The 17,213-nt window shown below is 59.0% G+C and carries 19 protein-coding genes; 1 reads left to right on the top strand and 18 read right to left on the bottom strand.

Features of this window, described 5'->3' with window-relative positions:
- On the top strand, positions 1-200 hold a 200-nt coding region (locus tag JF290_RS19650), incomplete at its 5' end, for a hypothetical protein (RefSeq protein ID WP_233155595.1).
- 236 nt (positions 201-436) lie between these two features.
- On the opposite strand, the gene JF290_RS19055 is transcribed toward JF290_RS19650, so the two are convergent.
- From JF290_RS19055 to fabF, 18 genes are all read right to left on the bottom strand, one after another.
- Positions 437-4,357, bottom strand: coding sequence for a baseplate multidomain protein megatron (locus JF290_RS19055; RefSeq protein WP_199026487.1), 3,921 nt, complete (start codon positions 4,355-4,357; stop codon positions 437-439).
- Positions 4,357-4,806, bottom strand: a complete 450-nt coding sequence (locus JF290_RS19050; RefSeq protein ID WP_199026486.1) for an NlpC/P60 family protein — start codon at positions 4,804-4,806, stop codon at positions 4,357-4,359. Before JF290_RS19050 ends, JF290_RS19055 begins: the two co-directional genes overlap by 1 nt.
- On the bottom strand, positions 4,807-5,694 hold the full coding sequence (locus JF290_RS19045; RefSeq protein WP_199026485.1) for a DUF2163 domain-containing protein: 888 nt from the start codon (positions 5,692-5,694) through the stop codon (positions 4,807-4,809).
- On the bottom strand, positions 5,694-6,326 hold the full coding sequence (locus JF290_RS19040) for a DUF2460 domain-containing protein (protein ID WP_199026484.1): 633 nt from the start codon (positions 6,324-6,326) through the stop codon (positions 5,694-5,696). The genes JF290_RS19045 and JF290_RS19040 overlap by 1 nt, the downstream gene beginning before the upstream one ends.
- A 24-nt stretch (positions 6,327-6,350) precedes the next feature.
- Entirely contained in the window at positions 6,351-7,010 is a 660-nt protein-coding gene (locus tag JF290_RS19035) for a phage tail tape measure protein (protein ID WP_199026483.1), read from the bottom strand.
- Entirely contained in the window at positions 7,003-7,206 is a 204-nt protein-coding gene (locus JF290_RS19030; protein ID WP_199026482.1) for a rcc01693 family protein, read from the bottom strand. Before JF290_RS19030 ends, JF290_RS19035 begins: the two co-directional genes overlap by 8 nt.
- The gene (locus JF290_RS19025; RefSeq protein ID WP_199026492.1) at positions 7,203-7,523 is read right to left on the bottom strand and encodes a gene transfer agent family protein; all 321 of its coding nucleotides are present in this window, start codon (positions 7,521-7,523) and stop codon (positions 7,203-7,205) included. Before JF290_RS19025 ends, JF290_RS19030 begins: the two co-directional genes overlap by 4 nt.
- Before the next feature lie 3 nt (positions 7,524-7,526).
- On the bottom strand, positions 7,527-7,940 hold the full coding sequence (locus tag JF290_RS19020; RefSeq protein WP_199026481.1) for a phage major tail protein, TP901-1 family: 414 nt from the start codon (positions 7,938-7,940) through the stop codon (positions 7,527-7,529).
- A 23-nt stretch (positions 7,941-7,963) separates the two neighbouring features.
- The gene (locus JF290_RS19015; protein ID WP_199026480.1) at positions 7,964-8,377 is read right to left on the bottom strand and encodes a DUF3168 domain-containing protein; all 414 of its coding nucleotides are present in this window, start codon (positions 8,375-8,377) and stop codon (positions 7,964-7,966) included.
- Entirely contained in the window at positions 8,374-8,712 is a 339-nt protein-coding gene (locus JF290_RS19010) for a head-tail adaptor protein (protein ID WP_199026479.1), read from the bottom strand. The genes JF290_RS19015 and JF290_RS19010 overlap by 4 nt, the downstream gene beginning before the upstream one ends.
- Positions 8,709-9,308: a head-tail connector protein gene (locus tag JF290_RS19005; RefSeq protein WP_199026478.1), complete on the bottom strand. Its 600-nt coding sequence runs from the start codon at positions 9,306-9,308 to the stop codon at positions 8,709-8,711. The genes JF290_RS19010 and JF290_RS19005 overlap by 4 nt, the downstream gene beginning before the upstream one ends.
- A gap of 169 nt (positions 9,309-9,477) precedes the next feature.
- Entirely contained in the window at positions 9,478-10,659 is a 1,182-nt protein-coding gene (locus tag JF290_RS19000; protein WP_199026477.1) for a phage major capsid protein, read from the bottom strand.
- A 36-nt stretch (positions 10,660-10,695) separates the two neighbouring features.
- Positions 10,696-11,253, bottom strand: coding sequence for an HK97 family phage prohead protease (locus JF290_RS18995; protein ID WP_199026476.1), 558 nt, complete (start codon positions 11,251-11,253; stop codon positions 10,696-10,698).
- A gap of 35 nt (positions 11,254-11,288) precedes the next feature.
- Complete coding sequence (locus JF290_RS18990; RefSeq protein ID WP_425503972.1) at positions 11,289-11,516, bottom strand: GTA head formation protein, RCAP_rcc01685 family; 228 nt, start codon at positions 11,514-11,516, stop codon at positions 11,289-11,291.
- Positions 11,509-12,696 (bottom strand): phage portal protein, encoded by a 1,188-nt coding sequence (locus JF290_RS18985; protein ID WP_199026474.1) that lies wholly within the window; start codon positions 12,694-12,696, stop codon positions 11,509-11,511. The genes JF290_RS18990 and JF290_RS18985 overlap by 8 nt, the downstream gene beginning before the upstream one ends.
- A 143-nt stretch (positions 12,697-12,839) precedes the next feature.
- Positions 12,840-14,183 carry a DNA-packaging protein gene (locus tag JF290_RS18980; RefSeq protein ID WP_199026473.1) on the bottom strand — a complete coding sequence of 448 codons (1,344 nt, stop codon included), beginning with the start codon at positions 14,181-14,183 and terminating at the stop codon, positions 12,840-12,842.
- A 505-nt stretch (positions 14,184-14,688) separates the two neighbouring features.
- Positions 14,689-15,843: an endolytic transglycosylase MltG gene (mltG, locus tag JF290_RS18975; RefSeq protein ID WP_199026491.1), complete on the bottom strand. Its 1,155-nt coding sequence runs from the start codon at positions 15,841-15,843 to the stop codon at positions 14,689-14,691.
- Positions 15,843-17,108, bottom strand: a complete 1,266-nt coding sequence (fabF, locus tag JF290_RS18970; RefSeq protein WP_199026472.1) for a beta-ketoacyl-ACP synthase II — start codon at positions 17,106-17,108, stop codon at positions 15,843-15,845. Before fabF ends, mltG begins: the two co-directional genes overlap by 1 nt.
- Positions 17,109-17,213 lie beyond the last annotated feature (105 nt).

The following is a 17,213-nucleotide window of genomic DNA, read 5'->3' as shown; positions in this document are numbered from 1 at the left end:
ACATCGAGATGTTCTACAACCCGAAGCGCAAGCACGCGAACAACGGCATGCTGTCGCCCGTTGATTTCGAGATCAGACAGCAGAAACCGAATCAGGCACGTGTCAAGGAAACCAGGGGCACCTCAGACAAAGGGATACGCCTCGGCATCCCCAGTCGAAAACAACGCAAGACGGCAGAAAAACACGACAAGCGCAGATAGCCGAATCGCCAAAACGACCTCTAGGGTGAGCATCCAGACCATCTGAATCTTCCGGACAGCGAATGTTGAAGTTCAAGACTACCCTCGCTCCACCGCGCATACCAATCGTATTAAGTGCGTCTGGGAATGCCGAATATCGCCAGCGTCTGCTTCACTGATGTATCGGCTGACGCGAGACAAAAGGGGCTACTCAATCAAACCGGCTTCAAACGCGAGGTAGGGAAAAGTTCATTGCGCTATGAGATCGCCAATGATGAAAACGGGCCAGGACCAAAAATCGACGAGACCTGAGCGACTTCAAAGCGAAGAGCACCGGACAGACCGTCACCGTTTCGCAAGGATGAAAGGTAAGTCCAAGAGCTGGTTTCAACGAATTCTTCGCGAAGCACACGATCTCCTTGAGCAACCCGAACAAGATATTGCTCTTTGTCTTCCCCAATTGGCACATCGACTAGATCCCAACTGTCACCATTGATACGCGTCCTTCGAATCCACTCGAAAACCAAGTCTCCGCTACCAGCCTCTTTGCACTCGATATGACATGGCGAGTAAGGCCGCAGGCCAACTCCATCGAAGGTTTCAACCAAGTGTTGGAACGAAGGATCGTCATAGCGACTCTGAGCCGGGCCAATTCTGTAGTGCCTTGCCCGACGACGTTGCACACTGTTCAAACCGATCTGTTGAGGTGCATCATCCAACAACACGAACCACGAGCCTTTGGGCCAGACATCTTTCATTGCAGCGTCAGTACCGAGCTGCCCTCTCAAGAGACTCCTCAAGAGATACGTGTCCTTCTCAATCAATTCTGCGGTCCTGAACTGGACCAGTTCCCAATTTTGCGAACTGCCGTCGCCGATGGCTGCAAGGTTGGCTCCGCTAAGAACAGAATCGGCTGATCGTGACTCCAACCCACCACTCAGAAGCTTGACCTGTACCCCAACGGACTCGTCCCAGAGTCCTGGCGTAGCTCTCGCAAGGATGGACTCTGTTTGCCCAACGACAGATCTCCGCGGAACGATTTCGCTCATACGATAGTTTTCATCCGCCTCCGATGCATAGACCGCGACAGCCCCAGGCCACGGTTGAGCCGTAATCGCCAAGTGAGGCGCGTGCGGCTTTTCATCCCCCGTCATCAGCGGCAAATCGAGAAAGAGTGGAAAAACAGGAGTGGGAGGTACAAAGGCTTTCACACTTGGCACGTCTGTTGCCATTTCAGAAGGCAGGTAAACCTCGCTCTCGATACGTACAGCTTCAGCGATCTGCAATTCCCCGAGTTCGATACGATCGACCCTGAAGAGTGCTTCGGGTTGGTTTTCACTATTCGAAAACCGCACGATATCACCCGCTCCAATCCCGATCTTCGATGGCGGCAGCGCAAAGCTTGCTGAATCGCGGGAGACACGCGATTCAGCAAGCCATCGTTCTGCGACCTGGCGGCCCTCGGCACGTGTCATCGACAAAGCGAGATCATTCGTCGTGACAGAATGAGTTGAAGTGTCCGGCAGAACCGCTTCCTCCGAGACAATATCGTGGTCACCTTCGGATTGCAGAAATCGAACTCTGACCCGTCCCGCCACCTCGGCGTTGGCATCTCGTTTGAACTGCACCAAGCCCTCGATGTCAGCGCATTCTGCCAATTCGTTGCTATCGATTGTCTGTACGTTCGTTCCGTCCCGAGAAACGAATTTAAGAACTCCATCCCGTTCGATCGCGTCGAAAGCAAACCTCAGCATCAAAGGCTGCAAAGCACTTCGTGCATCTGTGACCTGATCGACAGTGTATCCTCTCACCACACCGAATAGCCGTGAGGTGTCGATTTGCTTAAGATCTGACTTGAGGCAGATCTCCTCTACCACCGAAGCGAGACTGCGCGAACCGACTCGTCCATTGAGCCAATGACCACGCGCATAGTTTTTCCCATCTTCCCACAAACCAAGATTGTTTGGAAACCTTGGAAATGGACGCGTATCCCACGCCCATACATAGGCGTTCTGCATGTCGATCATTCGACCTTCATACAGATCAGAGGCTGGATTGTTGGCGTCGTCGCTCCAATAGCCGAGCATGGCCTGCAGGTAATGACGCTGGATCAGGTCATCCCGCAGTCCGTTGGAGAATTTGGGCAAGCTCGATTCAGACGATTTGGGATCAAGAAACTTGTTGGGTTGATTCGTTGCCTTGTCCAAGGCGGCACAGCCAAGTTCTGTGAACCAAATTGGTTTCGAATGCGGAACCCAACCAGTTGCAGTAGCCTGTCGGACTCCAGAAATCCGTTCATGGTGCTCGTTGCTCCACCAGTTACGGAGATCCTTGTATCGCCAGATCCACGGCTCATTGTGTTCCAGATCTTCAATAGGGACTCTGACCTGAGCCGAAGCCGCCTCCAGTGACTCGTAGAACCAGTCAAAACCTTCACCACCCTCAATGTTGGCGCGAAGATAGTCTGGCGAATAAACAGATTTCCATTCCGCATCCGCGTGCTTGTCCTCGTCGCGCCAATCCGAGAGCGGCATGTAGTTGTCAATACCGATGAAATCGATGTTCGCATCCGACCAAAGCGGATCAAGATGGAAGTATCGGTCGCCGGAACCATCCTGTGGCTGGTAGCCGAAGTACTCCGACCAGTCAGCCGCATACCCGATCTTGGTCTTCGGTCCGAGCAAGGCGCGAGCTTCGGCTGCAAGCTCCTTGAGTGCGTCCACAGCTGGAAAACCGGTCGCTCCCCGGATCTGCGTCAAACCTCTCATTTCGGACCCGATGCAGAACGAAGATACGCCGCCAGCCGCAGCACATAGAGCCGCGTAGTGCAGGATGAACCTCCGCATGCCCCACTCGGCTGGACCATCGTAGCGTACGGACCCATCAAGGATCTGAAAGTCCGATGCCTTGGCTTCACCAAAGAAACTCCGGACTTGATCGTCGGCCATTTCCGAACCATCTGCAGAATCCGCGCGCGGCGGGGCCGAGGAAAGGGTGATCCTGCCCCTCCAAGGCAACGCTGGCTGACTATCAGAACCGGTCCAGGGATCTTGTAAACGGTTGTCAGCAAGCTGATCCATCAGGATGAACGGATAGAACATGACTCGTTGACCAGATGCCCTCATGTGCCGGATGGCTTCAACGACGGCTGCATCGGCCGTGGTACCACCATATACAGGTTGGCCATTCTTTCGGGGGACGGTCTGCGCCGCGGATCGCGAAACGCCAGCGACGCTCCAAGGCATATTGCCCCCATCGAACTCGCTGCGCTCGACCTTCGGCTTGATCGTACAACGATCACATCTCAGGTCGCTTCCGAACCAGGAAACGACCAAGGATGCAGCAGAACAGTTCGGCAGTTCTTCCCGGAGCTGTGCCAAGGACGCCAGAAAATCTGTTCGGCCCATCGGGCTGTTCGTGTTGGCCGCCCAATTGCTTCCCGGTCCCTTCGAGTAGTGAACGGGAGTGGTGGCCAGTGCATACTCACCGGTACCAGGAACCAGGGCGACGCCCTTGATCAACTGCGGAAGGTCTTCCGAAAAAGTCGAGGAGTCGCGCTGCTCTGTCCTCACCACCTCGAACGAAAACTGCGGAACCCGGTTCCCGAAACGCTCCAGAGCCAGGTCTTCAAGGACGACATAGGCCGTTCCGCGATACGCCGGCACCTGACCACGCCCTTCGATCGCCTCGATGGTAGGATCGGGAAGCTGCTCTTGCGAACCAGTGTAGATTTGCATGTTCAAATCACGACGGGCAATTTCCTCGCCGTCAGCCCAGACTCTGCCGACCGTGGATATTTCGCCTTCACATATCGCAACAGCCAACGAAACACTGTAGCTATAGGTCGTGGTTGTGGGCGAACTGCTTCCACCTTTGCCACCGCCGCTGGTAGTGGATTCTTCACGAAAGTCCGAAGCCCAAATCACTTGACCACCCACTCGGGAGCGCCCGAAGACTTGGGCGATCGGATTGCCTTCGCCCGTTTGGGTCAGACGGAACCGATCGACTTTCCCGGTTTCAACAGCTTCAGCGCCTTGGCCCAACAGACGCTGATCGATCACCTGCCCAAATGTCGCTCCAACAGCGCGCCCAATCACCGCTGTAGATAGACCGGCCACTGTGCCACCGATCGAACCACCAAGTGCTGCACCTGCAGCAGAAAGAACAACAGTAGCCATCAGACCACCTCCAGTGGAAACTTGAATCGGGCAACAATTTTCTTCATCCACGAAGCGCTCAAAGCGCTTTCGACAACGCCGTGCTTCGAATACGCATGAATGAAGGCGGGCTTGTCGTCAGTTGCGGAGACGATTGCCAAGTGCTTGGCTACAGATTGATCACGCATGCGAAACAGGATCACGTCGCCCCGCTGAAGCGCGGCTTCGTGCATTGGAACTTCAACCAGGTGCCGGCGGGCCGACAACCACAGTTGTTCGTCGCCGGAAGGTTCGGACCAATCCATCGAATAGGCCGGAACCTCTTCGGGTTCGCATCCGAACAACTGCCTCCAAACACCACGCACCAGGCCTAGGCAGTCCGTCCCTGCGCCACGACAAGCTGCCTGATGACGATAAGGCGTTCCGATCCAGGTCTTTGCGATGCGAACGACTTCCTCACGATCCCCCATTTACCTAAGGCTCCCACCGGAATTCGTTCCATTTTGCCTAGGGACAGACATCACCCAATCCTCCGAAGGAATATCCGGAAAGCCTTGAAAATTGATCAGGTTATTGAATTTGAACCGACAGGTTTCAAATCTTTTATCGCATCCGGGTTCCAAGCGCACTCGATCACCCGGGCGAACCGTTTGACGAATGGCTTCCCAAACCTCGATCTTTCTCGTCGGCGCCTCGTAGGTGTCCCGCTTGATGGACGCCCACAAACCCTTCGCTTCTCCGGACAAGACAAGCAACCTTCCCCGAGCGAACCATCCTGGTTCGAACGTGTCAAAATCAGTCCAATGAAAGCGCCTAGACTCGTCGACAGTTTCGACTTCGAGTTCTTGTGAAAATCCCTGCTCACCTAGGTCCATACCACAAGCTCGATCGCCCAAGACTGCCGTGCAAGGCTTTTGAAAAATCCGGCCCAAAGGCCTGTTCAACGCCTCCGTCAGACCGCGCAGCTCAGCATGGAATGCACCGCTGCCCCTTCGGATTTCTCCGATCGAACCGCGAAACTGCAACCATCGAACAGAAACATCAGCCCAATTCACCATCCAAGCCTGAACTTCCGCACCGTCGAAACGACCGGCCTGGATATCATCTTCCCGGATCGATGCATCGCTCACCGCGCCGATCGCCTCCGTATTGTCCACCGACAATCCGGTACTCTGCTGCAATGCCAGCGCCGACAACCCAGTATCAGCTTTGAAAACCAACCCATCAAAAGCAAGATTTTCGTCGTGGTCGGTGAAACCGAAACGAGTTCCATCTGAGCGAGAGATCGACCAACACCGGCACAGAGTTGTCACACCGGTTTCGACATGTGCTGTAAATTCTGCATCAATACCCGCCATCAGATTCGCACCTCCACAACCGGCACATTCGGAACATCACCGGCCTGAAAACTGGCCACGCTCGTCTGAATTCGATCCGTGTCAAATCGAACCGGCACATCAAACTCGAAACCTGCCGTGATCCGCATGGTCTCGGCCGGAGGCGAGGAGAACCGCACGACTCCGGTGCTTATATCGAGATCAAAATCTACAGTTTCTCGCATCTCGTCCTGTTCGATACCGATCCGAACCGTTCCAGCTACGGGCTTGGCAATCGGACGCGCATAGGAAAAATCGCCGGATCGATAGGTCTTGATCAGAGGGAAATCGGTCACTTGACCGTCTCCGACACCAATGACCTGGTCGTCAAAAGAGATGTTCGCGGAAGCCCGCGAAGACTTGAAATCGGACCAATCTTTCCAGCGAAACCCGAACATCTGGCCGCGTCGCGCTTCGAAGAAGGAAATCAGGGTTTCGACGTCATCGAGAGACCGCATACCCAGACCAGCATCGTAGCGTCGGCGTGAGTGCGCCCAAGGGGTGTTGCGCTCTTCGAAACCGTTCGCAAGCGTCACCACGTCGGTTCGACGTTCCGGACCTCCAATCGATCCGAAGCTGAGCGATGCAGGAAACCGCACTTCATGAAAATTCATAGTCTTCTCCCCTTCGCGTCCGATTCAGCGGTTTCGATTTCCGCGCCCCAAGGCACGGCTCATCTGGGCGGCGATCTGACCTTGGCTCCGATTGAAACCCTGAACGTCTGGAGTGCTGATGTTCATAACGACGTTCACGGCTCGCCCGCCCGCACTCCGCACGCCCAGCTTCCCGTCTGCGCCTCGTGCAAGTGGCATGATGGCTTCCGGTCCGGCCTCTCCCATCAGCCCGATTCCACCCCGCATGGGAAACGTCACCGGACCAGAAACGACACCTCCATTGGCAAAAGGCGTAACCCGTCCCTGTGAAAAACTGGCGCCATCGGCAAAAGGCAGAATACCCTCCACCAGACCGTTGACACCCTTGGCCAACAACCCGCCGAAATGGTTCGCGACTGGTTTGATGGCCGCCGAGTATGTCGTCTGGATCATCGATTGCGCAACTGTCTCCAGCGCGTCGGACAACTTCATACCGTCGAACGCCACGCCGTCGAACGCCCGTCGAAGCCCTTTCGACAAGCCTCGCTCCAAGCTCGCTGCATCTTTGCCGGTCGTGGCAAAGGATTCGCGCATGCGCTTTAACTCCGAGTCAAAGCTCGCAGCCATCGTTGCGGCGGCACCGAGGCTGTCTTCCAACGCTTCAGCGCGTTCTTCAAGATCCGAGATTCCGTCATTCTCACTCATCATCGTCTCCTCGTTCTTTGTCTGGATACGCCGCGATCAGCGCATCGAGTCCGCTTCGAGACAGCGCGCCTTGCACTGCGCCGTGACCGAGCATCAAACGAAGTTCTGCTGGGGTCAGGCTCCAGAATTCGCTCGGTTTCAAACGCAACCCCTGCAGCCCCGCTTGCATGAGGGCCGGCCAGTCAAATCCGCTCATTTTTCCCCGGGTACCATGAACGCACGGGCCAATAGTTCGGCCGCTGCTCTTGCTGCAGCCATCGGCCCGCCATCGATTTCAGCCCGACCAACTTCGATCGCCGACATTTCATAGCCTCCGCCCATCAGACCCGCCGACACCAGAGCGAGAACATCGCGCGTCGAAAAAACTCCGCTTTCGAATCGTTCCACCAGCGCGACGAGAGACGGTGTTTCCAGCACCTGCTCCAATTCCGCCAACGCACCCAGTGTCAGCTTCAGCGTCCGGCGCTCGCCATCGAGCACCAGCACCACCTCTCCTGTCCATGGATTGGCCATCATTCAAAGAGCCATGAACGACAATGCGCCGGCGCTTGCCATCGACAGTTCATAGGTCGCTTCTCCGTTGTGGCTCCCAGCGTACTCGATCGAAGTCACCTGGAAGGGACCCTCCACGATCCCGAAGTCGGGAATGATCACTTGGAAATCAGGCGTTTCACCATCAAAGAATAGTTGCCGCGCCCGTTCATCCGTCCCGGCGTCTTTGAATACACCCGATCCGGAGATACCCGCCGACTTTACGCCCGCGCCAGATAACAGTTCGCGCCAGCCGCCCTGGCTTTCAAGGCTGGTCACATCCACGCTTTCGGCATTGAAGCTGATGCGCGTAGCCCGCAGGCCAGCGATCGTTTCGAATAGACCGCTTCCGGTCATGTCCACCTTGACCAACAGGTCCTTGCCATTCTGAGCACTCATGTCGCGTCTCCAAGTTTTCTTGATCAGTTGTCTTCAGTCTGTGCTCGAAAGCGCAGATCGATGCGGCGCAGACGGCCTGCCTGCCCGGCCCGTCGCGCATTGGCACGATCGAACCACAGCCCGACGAGACGTCCTCGCGAAAGCGCGATGTCAGCATCTTCAAGGGCTTCGCAGACAGCGCCCGCGACGCGCTTTGCCTTCCCGAACCCAGCTTCGTCGGTAACGACGGAAACTAGGAACCTGTGCTCCGCGCCTGCACCGCTCGAGTCGGATTTGTCCCGAACGGTTTCCGGTCCAAGAACAACGTAGATGTCAGGAACCTTGCCCTTGGGCAGTGCATCGTAGATTGCATCGCCGACGACTTCGGTGACGCTGGAGGCATTGGTAAGCTGCTGATATACGGCGGACTGGAGAGCTTCCGCAAAGACATAACTCATGCGGCGACCTCCTCGTCCACGAAGCAGGTCAGGTAGCGCCCGTTCGGATCAAGCTCGGCAACCGCGTTGATCACATAGACCCGTGCCCCGTCGCGAAACCGCTGTTGAGGCAAGGGCCTCGCAGCTGAGCCAATCGGCGATCCGCGAACGATTATGCGATAGCTGACCGTCGAAACCGGAAAATCGCCGCCATTACGCTCGCGGCCTGTTCGTGATCGAACGTCCGCCCAGAGTTCGCCGAGTTCCACCCAAGATTCCAAGAACCCGCCGGCACCGTCCGCGATTCGATCGGGTGCTTCCAGAATCAGACGGCGATTCAGACGATGATCATTCATAGCGACGCTCCAATACCGATCCGCATGGTGCGATACCGCTGCAGGAGGCTGGTCACGCCGAAGGGCATACAACCGTCGCTCAGCGCAGTTTCGTTGCGGTACTCGTAGTAATGAGCAGCAAGCAACAGTACCGCCTGGCCCAGATCGGCCGGCAAGCCGCCCCAATCAGCCGCAAAACCTGCCCGGAACAATATCCGCACCGACCCTCCGGTCGAGATCGTTGGCAAAAGGCTACCTGACGGACGCAGACGCGGGCGCTGGCTGTCGCGTTCGAGCCTGAACCGGTCATTCGGAAGATCCGTTTCGTCGTCCAGTGTATTGATCAACTTAACACCGATAATTTCACTCACGGGAGCCACCGGAAGGGTCTGCCCAGTCCTGTCTCGCCAACTGGTCAGCGACCAACTGAATTCGCGCGTGATCAGGACCTTGCCCGTGCGTGCCTCGATAGCTGCAATGGCCGCCCGCAAGAAACTCTTCAGGACACTGTCTTGCAGGTTGTCCTCGCCAAACCCGGTTCCCAGACGCAAATGCGCCTTGAATTCATCCACCGGCAGCGCCGCATCCGGGACGGTGGTTTCTTCGATCAACATCATCAACTCTCTCCGAAGGCTCGGACCCATCCGGGCCGGTTCATTTCGATGTGGTGGACACGCCCTGCCCCAGGTTGCTCGGACGGAGGGGAGCAGCTAGACAACATGAGGGATCTCGCCAGACACGTGCCCACCGCAGGGACGGTTGCCCGCCCCTGCACCCGGCTCCGCCTTAGGCGACGCCGAATTTCAGCAGCTTGATGGCAGCGAAATCGGAAACGTCCCCGCCAACGCGCTTGGTCGCATAGAACAGGACATGCGGCTTCGCGCTGAACGGATCGCGCAGAACGCGAAGATCGGGACGCTCGGCGATGGTGTATCCGGCCCGGAAATCACCAAACGCGATCGAGAAGGAGTCGCTTGCTGCATCGGGCATGTCTTCTGCGATCAGGACGGGATACCCCATCAGGCGAGCGGGCTCGCCGGCGGCCAGACCATCCGACCAAAGGAACCGGCCGTCTGCGTCCTTCAACTTGCGCACCAGACCCGCAGTCTTCGAGTTCATCACGAAAGTGGCATTTGCGCGATACTGGGCACCGAGGGCATAGACCAGGTCGACGATCGCGTCACCCGCACCGATATCACCGTCTGTTCCGGTCGGAATGTACCCAATATTGCCCCAGGTCCAGACGTCGTTGTCAATCTTGTTGTGGTTCAGAATACCACGGGGCTTGTCCAACCCGTCACCTTTCAGGAACGCGGCCGCTTCAGCGCGAGCGAACTTGTCTGCGATCCGACCGGCCAACCAACCCTCGATGTCGAATGCACTGTCATCCAGCAGCCGCTGGCTCGCCTTCGGCAGCGCGCTCAGCTCGTGCAGCGGAATGGTGATCCGATCGATCTGCGGCGTATCGGTCTCGGCCGGCCCACCGCTTTCGGTTGCCCATCCGGCACCGACGTCGGTATGATCGACCAAGACGTCAAAACTGGTAGCCTCGACGTTGACCACCGAAGAAATCGAACGGATCGATGCGGTCGAACGCAGGACCGACTGAACAGAGTCCGCGGTTTGCGGATCGACCAGATAGCCGCCGTCGCTGTTCACCGCGGTCGACATCGATTTGCCCGACAGATCGAGCCCTCGCAGGCCGTCGTCATCGCCCGACCGCAGGTAGTCGTTGAAGGCTTTCTGGTGCGGTGCGCCCTCGTCGGTTGCCGCGGACAGATGCGGACGTGCCGCGGTTTGAGATTTTCGATCCAGCATGGTCAGTCGCTCTTCTGCTTGTTTGAGTTTGGTTTGAATTTCTTCCTGGAAGCCCTTGAATTCGTTTACGAAGCCGGTCATCGCCTGCTTCACCTCCTGAACCAGGGGCACACCTTCGCCGGCCAGCGCCAGCCCGTCGGTCTTGCTCATCAGAACATCCTGTCTGTGGGTGATTGAAAGGCGCGGTTAACGGCGCGCCAGCTCCAGCCGCGCACAATGAAGTGTCGCCGCCAATTCACGCAGGGTCGCTTCGGTTGCCAGGCTGTCACCCTTCGCCGCAACCCGCGCACTGGGCAGCATTGGGAAGGTCACCAGCGACACCTCCCAAAGCTCCAGTTCCGTCAAGAGCCTTTGGCCCTTTTCCGTCTTGCTTGCCTTGAGGGTCCGGTATCCGATCGACAACCCGTCCAACGCCCCTGCTGCAATCAACGCCGCGGCCTCGCGTCCTTTCTGGGTGCTGTCCAGCAGCCGTCCTTTGACCCAGAGACCTTGATCGTCTTCGCGAACTTCGTCCCAGACGCCGATGGGCTGCGCAGGGTCATGCTGCCAAAGCATCTTGACCCGTTGGCCAACCTTTTGAAGCGCGACAAGCGAAGCTTCATAGGCGCCTTTTCGAACGACATCACCGCCTTGGTCGGTTTGCCCGAACAGACTGGCATAGCCCTCGATCATGGTGCCGTCACTGACACTCAACCCGTCTCCGAAGCGGGCGAACTTGTGTTCCAGTCCGTTGTCCGTTTCCACGGTTTTCTCCTTTTCAAACGTTTTTGCGGATGCGGTCACGGCGTTGCCACGATGAATGACTGCACGGCCTGCGAGAGGATCACGCCGACCACTCCGTAGACGGTCAGCCACAGCTTGCGTTCCAGCCGCTCCATCATCTCGTCCAGTCGGTCCAACCTCCGCACCAGGTTCTCGTGATGGATCTGACTGACCCGTTCGTGGGCCGCGAGCCGCAGCCCGGGCGCGCATTCGAAGGACTCCAACCTGAAGTTCCGGTCATCCATCATCTTCTCCGTAGGGCAACGCAGGCAGCCCCAACAGCGCACGCTTTTCCGCGTCGGTCAGAAAATCGGCCGACGCCACACGCGCCCATTGCGCGTCGCGCTCTGCGGATAGCGCAGGCACCTGATCCAAATCGGGTTTCAACTCCAAGGCCTCGCCACTGAATTGCGATATCCAGTCGCTCAGCACCGACGCGACGCGCGTGGCCAGCGGCAGAACCGTCAGTCTGTAGAAGGCGCGATTGGCTTCCTGATAGTTCGCATAGGTCGCATCCCCCTGGATGCCGATCAGCATCGGCGGCACACCAAAGGCCAAGGCGATCTCGCGCGCAGCCGATTCCTTGGTCTTCTGGAACTCCATGTCGCTGGGCGAAAACCCCATCGGTTTCCAGTCGAGACCACCCTCCAGAACCATCGGCCGCCCTGCATTGCGCGCACCCTGATAGTTTGCTTCGATTTCCTCGCTCAGGCGGCGGTACTGGTCGTCGCCCATGGCACCATGACCATCCGTGCCGCTGTAGACCAGCGCACCGCTCGGGCGCGCCGCATTGTCGAGCAGCGCCTTGGACCAGCGCGAAGCACTGTTGTGGACATCTACCGCCATCGCCGCCGCCTGCATCGGGGAAAACCCGTAATGGTCGTCTTGGGGATGAAAAGACTTGATGTGGCAGATGGGCGATTGCGTTCCGGTGGTGTCGAAGCGGTGCTTGCGCGCGCCGACCGTGTATTCATATCCGATGGGCCAGCCGTCATTGCCCGGAACGACCTTCATCCGGTCGGAGCGCAGCACATGCAGCTCCAGCGGAACGGCCGCCTCGCCGGCAACCGCTTCCACGTAAGCGTCGCCAGACAGCAACAACTGCCCGTAGAGCGCCTCCATCAGCTCGGCCCGACCTTGTGCCATGTTCGGACGCTGCACGAGGCTCAGGACAGGGTGAACGTCGTATCTCTGAATGCGGTCCTGCAGCACGAGCGGCAGCGCCGCCGCCGCTTCCGCGATCAGCTTGACCGATCGAAATCCAACCGGGTTTCCCGAGAATCCCGTGCGCGTGAGAGAAACCGTGTCCCGAGGGCTCCAGGCGACCCGTCCTGCTCCGTGATAGGCCACAACCGGTCCAGTTGCGCTTGCCTTGGACTCGGGAACGGTAGCTCCCGCATTCCGACGCAAGAAATCAAATACCATCGTTGACGCTCCTGTCTGTTCATCATCACCGCACGCGTCTTCCGTGCCGCCCGGTCCTGTGCGAACCGTTCTGAACTATCTTTGGAAATTTTCGTGAAACCGACCGTACGGTGGTCTCGCAACACCCATGTCGCGGGCTCTGGTCAGAGCACTCGCAGGCGGGGTTGACGATAGACCGCCGCCGGAGCGATCATCAGTTCGTGCAAGCCCCAGACCAGTGCATCCAGCCGGTCGGGCGACCCCTGACCCTCGTAGCCACGCGGCGTCATCAGGCACATCTGTTCTTCAAGGTCGACCAGCCCCCGCACGTGGCGCACCCGACCCTGCTCATAGAGCGCGGCTACGGGCTCGGCGCGCGCGGACTTGCCGCGCGCCGCATGCACGGCCTTGTATGGGACCAGCGGATCGACCTGCCTGATGACCTCCTCGACCAACTGCCCGCCTTGGTTGACCTCGGCCACCAGCCGCTCGGCGCCATGACGATCCATTGCCGCGATGGCCGCGCGTGCCCAACCTGTCGGTCCGACGCCTCTGACCGTGCAATCCTCCAGCACGAACGCCCGCCAATCCTGAGGCGGACCCTTTGTCTGAGCACCGACCACGACGATCCCGCATTCATCCGATCCGGCACCGGAACTCACCGCAGGGTCGAGCGCAACGATCACCCGGTCGAGCGACGGCACATGCGCGACTCGTGCAGCCTGCAGCATCTCCGTCGTCCACAAGGCCCCGTCGGCATCCGCCAGAAGAATTCCGTCCAGTTCCTGACGCCCCAACCGGGTGCCGGCATAGCGCGCTTTCACCTCCTCGAGAAAACTCGCCGCGAGGTTCGCCCGGTTGGCTTCGGTCGGCGCATGGCTCACGACAGTCGACGGCAGCTGAAGCAGTTCTTTCAGTAGCCCCACGTTGCGCGGGGTCGTCGTCGCGCAGACCTGGGGCAAGTCTCCAAGCCGTAACGCGAATTGCAGCATGTCCCATGTGTCCCGCGCCCGGTTCCACTTCGCAAGCTCATCCACCCAGGCCGCATCGAATTGTGGTCCTCGCAGCCCTTCCGGGTCTTGCGCCGAATAGGCTTTCGCTTCGGCTCCGTTTTCCCAGACAAGCTTGCGTTCGCTCGCCTTCCAGGTGGGGCGCCGATCCGGGGGCGAACAGGCAAGGATGCCGCTGTCGCCATGGACCATCACGTCTCTGACCTGATCATAGGTCTCGCCGATCAGGGCAACTCTGCTCTTGGGACCGGGATCCAGCGGTCGGGATCCTTCGACCTGCGCACGCACCCATTCTGCACCGGCCCGGGTCTTGCCCGCACCGCGCCCACCCATGATGACCCATGTCCGCCAGTCGCCTTCGGGCGGCAACTGATGGTCCATGGCCCAGAACTCGAAAAGAAAAGGGAGGGCGCAAAGCCCTCCCTCTCCGATGTCATCTAGAAATGTTTCCCTAGTCTCCGCATCTGCGGAGGCGAGCCAGACGGCACCCGACCTCATGTCGGGCGGCGTCGAGGTCGAGGGCGTATCCGCCCCTGACGATGCCAAGTTTTCTGTTTTGCTGCTCCGCAAGGATAATCTCCGCTCTCTGGCAGGACATGACCAGCCTGTCGACCGTCAAGACCCGCTTACTACCGTCCGCTAAATCCGCATCCTCCCCGGCTTCCAGTTGCTTCCGCAGGTCTTCCGCCTGCTCCCGCAATCTTGAAAGTGACTCGAGAAGCGACTTGTAAACATCAGCCGATCTCGAAACGCACTCGTCCGGGGTAATCAAAGTCATATTTGCTCATTGCCTCATGCGTGATCACTCTCCGCACGAAAGACATGAAAAAACGGCCTATGGGATACGATCCCACGGCCGTTCATTCACTTCTCCTAGCATGGCACAACCTATAGACGAGTGCGATCGCATTGTCAAGCGAATTCGCAACGGCCAGATCCGCTAACCGTACGGTATCATTAATGAAAAGTTAAGTCCTACGAACCTGAGCGCCGCACCGGAAGACTAGTTGTTCGCGCGCTCCGCCTCGATCTCGCGCCACTTTGCAACGTTTTGGTTGTGCTCTTCCAGCGTCCGCGCGAAAGCGTGGCCTCCAGAACCATCCGCCACGAAAAAGACGAAATCCGTGTTTTCGGGCGCAACCGCAGCCTGCAGGCTCGCGACTCCCGGGTTGGCGATTGGGGTCGGCGGCAGGCCATCGATGACATAGGTGTTCCAGGCTGTGCGCCCGCGCAGTTCGCTCTGCCGCAATCCGCGCCCCAGAACGCCCTGCCCCCGTGTGATTCCATAGATCACCGTCGGGTCGGTCTGCAAGCGCATGCCCTGGCGCAAGCGATTCACGAATACGCTCGCGACCTGACCCCGCTCCTCGGGCACGCCGGTCTCCTTCTCGATGATCGATGCCAGGATCAGCATTTCTTCAGGGCTGTCCAGCGGCAGCCCGTCCTGACGGCTCTCCCACGCGGCATTGATGCGCAGCTGCTGAACTTCTTGCATCCGGGCCAATACCGTTTCGCGCGCCACGCCCGGCACAACCTCATAGCTGTCGGGTGCCAGCATCCCCTCCGGAGGAACTTCCGCCACCTCGCCGGTCAGCATGTCCATCGCCTTCAACGCCTCGACCACCTGCCAGCTGGTCACACCTTCCGCCAAGGCGATGCGATAGCGCGTGTCCGGTTGCGCGCGTTTCTCGGCGAACACGTCAGGCGCGTCCTCAGCCGTGGGGTCAAAGGCGACCAACTCGACGAACTCGTTCGTTGACGGGTTCAGTTCACGGACCCGCGCCTCGGTCTGGGTGACCCCGACGCGATACACGATCTCCGTGCCACAGGTGCTTGCCCCCCCCCGTGTCACCTGGTCCACGATTTCTTCCATCGACGCGCCCGGCTGGATCAGAAAGCTGCCCGCCTTCAACTGCTGTGACTTTTCGGTGTAATCCGCGCCCAGACGAAAGATCAGACCGTCCCGAACTGCACCTTGCGCCTCGAGCTCGCGACTGACCGCCCCCATGTTCGACCCACGTTCGACCCGCAGACAGATCGCATCCTCAAGCGGTCCCTGCGCGGTGTATTGCGACTGCCCCCAAATGACGACGCCGACCAGAAGGAACAGCCCCACCACCAGAAAGGTCAGCATGTTCGAGGCGAGGCTGCGCCACATCACCCAAGTTTCCCGAACACGACGCTGGCATTGGTCCCGCCGAAGCCGAAGGAATTGGACAGGGCGACGTTGATCTCACGCTCGCGCTTGGCGTTCGGCGCCAGGTCGACGGACGTGTCCACAGCCGGGTTGTCGAGGTTGATCGTCGGCGGCGCGACCTGATCGCGGATCGCGAGGATCGAAAAGATCGCCTCGATCGCACCGGCCGCCCCCAGAAGGTGCCCGGTGGCAGATTTCGTCGAAGACATCGTGACCTTGCCGGCGGCCTCGCCCATCATCCGCTCGACCGCGCCCAACTCGATCGTATCCGCCATGGTGCTGGTGCCATGCGCATTGATGTAATCCACGTCCTTGGGCTCGAGCCCCGCATGTCCGAGTGCGGCGCGCATCGACCGCTCACCGCCCTCGCCATCCTCGGACGGCGCCGTGATGTGATAGGCATCTCCCGACAAACCATATCCAAGTACTTCGGCATAGATCCGCGCGCCACGCGCCTTGGCATGCTCGTATTCCTCAAGGACGACCACACCGGCTCCCTCGCCCATCACGAAACCATCACGGTCCCTGTCATAGGGGCGGCTCGCCGCCTGCGGATTGTCTCCAAATTTCGTGCTCAGCGCCTTGCAAGCGTTGAAACCGGCAATCCCGATCTCGCATATGGCCGCCTCGGCACCACCGGCGATCATCACATCCGCATCTCCGAACTTGATCAGGCGCGAGGCATCCCCGATCGCATGAGCTCCGGTCGAGCAGGCCGTGACGACCGAATGGTTCGGCCCCTTGAATCCGAAGCGGATACTGACCTGACCCGAAATCAGGTTGATCAATGCACCGGGGATGAAGAAGGGAGACACGCGGCGCGGACCGCGCTCCTTGATCATCACGGCCGTGTCCGCGATCGAATTCAAACCGCCGATGCCCGACCCGATCATCACGCCAGTGCGCAGTCGATCCGCCTCGTCGTCCGGCGTCCATCCCGCATCCCTGACGGCCATTTCGGCCGCCGCGATCCCATACAGGATGAAATCGTCAATCTTGCGTTGTTCCTTGGGCTCCAGCCAGTCGTTGGCGTTGAAGGTGCCATCGCTGCCGTCACCCTTGGGCACTTCGCAGGCATAGGTCGTGGTGACGCCGCTCGCCGCCGCATCAAACAGCGTGATCGGTCCGGCACCCGACTGACCATCCAGAATGCGGCTCCAGCTTTCTTCGACACCGCTTGCCAGGGGAGTGACCAGCCCCAGCCCTGTAACGACCACTCTGCGCATGACCTGCCCTCTTGCCCGTGTCCTGTTGGACCACGCTCTTACCCTGCACCGGGGGATGGGGGCAAGGGCGCAGCTTGTCCCCAACCGGCGCGTTTTTGCCCGCTA

It is taken from the genome of Sedimentitalea arenosa (assembly GCF_016428585.1).
In the GTDB taxonomy this organism is placed as follows: domain Bacteria; phylum Pseudomonadota; class Alphaproteobacteria; order Rhodobacterales; family Rhodobacteraceae; genus Sedimentitalea; species Sedimentitalea arenosa.
This window is presented reverse-complemented; position numbering and strand designations above follow the sequence as displayed.

Excerpts from the sequence above, each read along its gene's own strand:
- JF290_RS19030 (WP_199026482.1), bottom strand. The coding sequence starts at position 7,206 with ATGAGCGGATTTGACTGGCCGGCCCTCATGCAAGCGGGGCTGCAGGGG.
- JF290_RS19050 (WP_199026486.1), bottom strand. The coding sequence starts at position 4,806 with ATGGGGGATCGTGAGGAAGTCGTTCGCATCGCAAAGACCTGGATCGGA.
- JF290_RS19005 (WP_199026478.1), bottom strand. The coding sequence starts at position 9,308 with ATGATGTTGATCGAAGAAACCACCGTCCCGGATGCGGCGCTGCCGGTG.
- JF290_RS18990 (WP_425503972.1), bottom strand. The coding sequence starts at position 11,516 with ATGGATGACCGGAACTTCAGGTTGGAGTCCTTCGAATGCGCGCCCGGG.
- JF290_RS19055 (WP_199026487.1), bottom strand. The coding sequence starts at position 4,357 with ATGGCTACTGTTGTTCTTTCTGCTGCAGGTGCAGCACTTGGTGGTTCG.
- JF290_RS19045 (WP_199026485.1), bottom strand. The coding sequence starts at position 5,694 with ATGGCGGGTATTGATGCAGAATTTACAGCACATGTCGAAACCGGTGTG.
- JF290_RS18980 (WP_199026473.1), bottom strand. The coding sequence starts at position 14,183 with ATGAGGTCGGGTGCCGTCTGGCTCGCCTCCGCAGATGCGGAGACTAGG.
- fabF (WP_199026472.1), bottom strand. The coding sequence starts at position 17,108 with ATGCGCAGAGTGGTCGTTACAGGGCTGGGGCTGGTCACTCCCCTGGCA.
- JF290_RS19020 (WP_199026481.1), bottom strand. The coding sequence starts at position 7,940 with ATGAGTGCTCAGAATGGCAAGGACCTGTTGGTCAAGGTGGACATGACC.
- JF290_RS19035 (WP_199026483.1), bottom strand. The coding sequence starts at position 7,010 with ATGAGTGAGAATGACGGAATCTCGGATCTTGAAGAACGCGCTGAAGCG.
- JF290_RS19025 (WP_199026492.1), bottom strand. The coding sequence starts at position 7,523 with ATGGCCAATCCATGGACAGGAGAGGTGGTGCTGGTGCTCGATGGCGAG.
- JF290_RS18985 (WP_199026474.1), bottom strand. The coding sequence starts at position 12,696 with ATGGTATTTGATTTCTTGCGTCGGAATGCGGGAGCTACCGTTCCCGAG.
- JF290_RS19040 (WP_199026484.1), bottom strand. The coding sequence starts at position 6,326 with ATGAATTTTCATGAAGTGCGGTTTCCTGCATCGCTCAGCTTCGGATCG.
- JF290_RS19000 (WP_199026477.1), bottom strand. The coding sequence starts at position 10,659 with ATGAGCAAGACCGACGGGCTGGCGCTGGCCGGCGAAGGTGTGCCCCTG.
- mltG (WP_199026491.1), bottom strand. The coding sequence starts at position 15,843 with ATGTGGCGCAGCCTCGCCTCGAACATGCTGACCTTTCTGGTGGTGGGG.
- JF290_RS19010 (WP_199026479.1), bottom strand. The coding sequence starts at position 8,712 with ATGAATGATCATCGTCTGAATCGCCGTCTGATTCTGGAAGCACCCGAT.
- JF290_RS19015 (WP_199026480.1), bottom strand. The coding sequence starts at position 8,377 with ATGAGTTATGTCTTTGCGGAAGCTCTCCAGTCCGCCGTATATCAGCAG.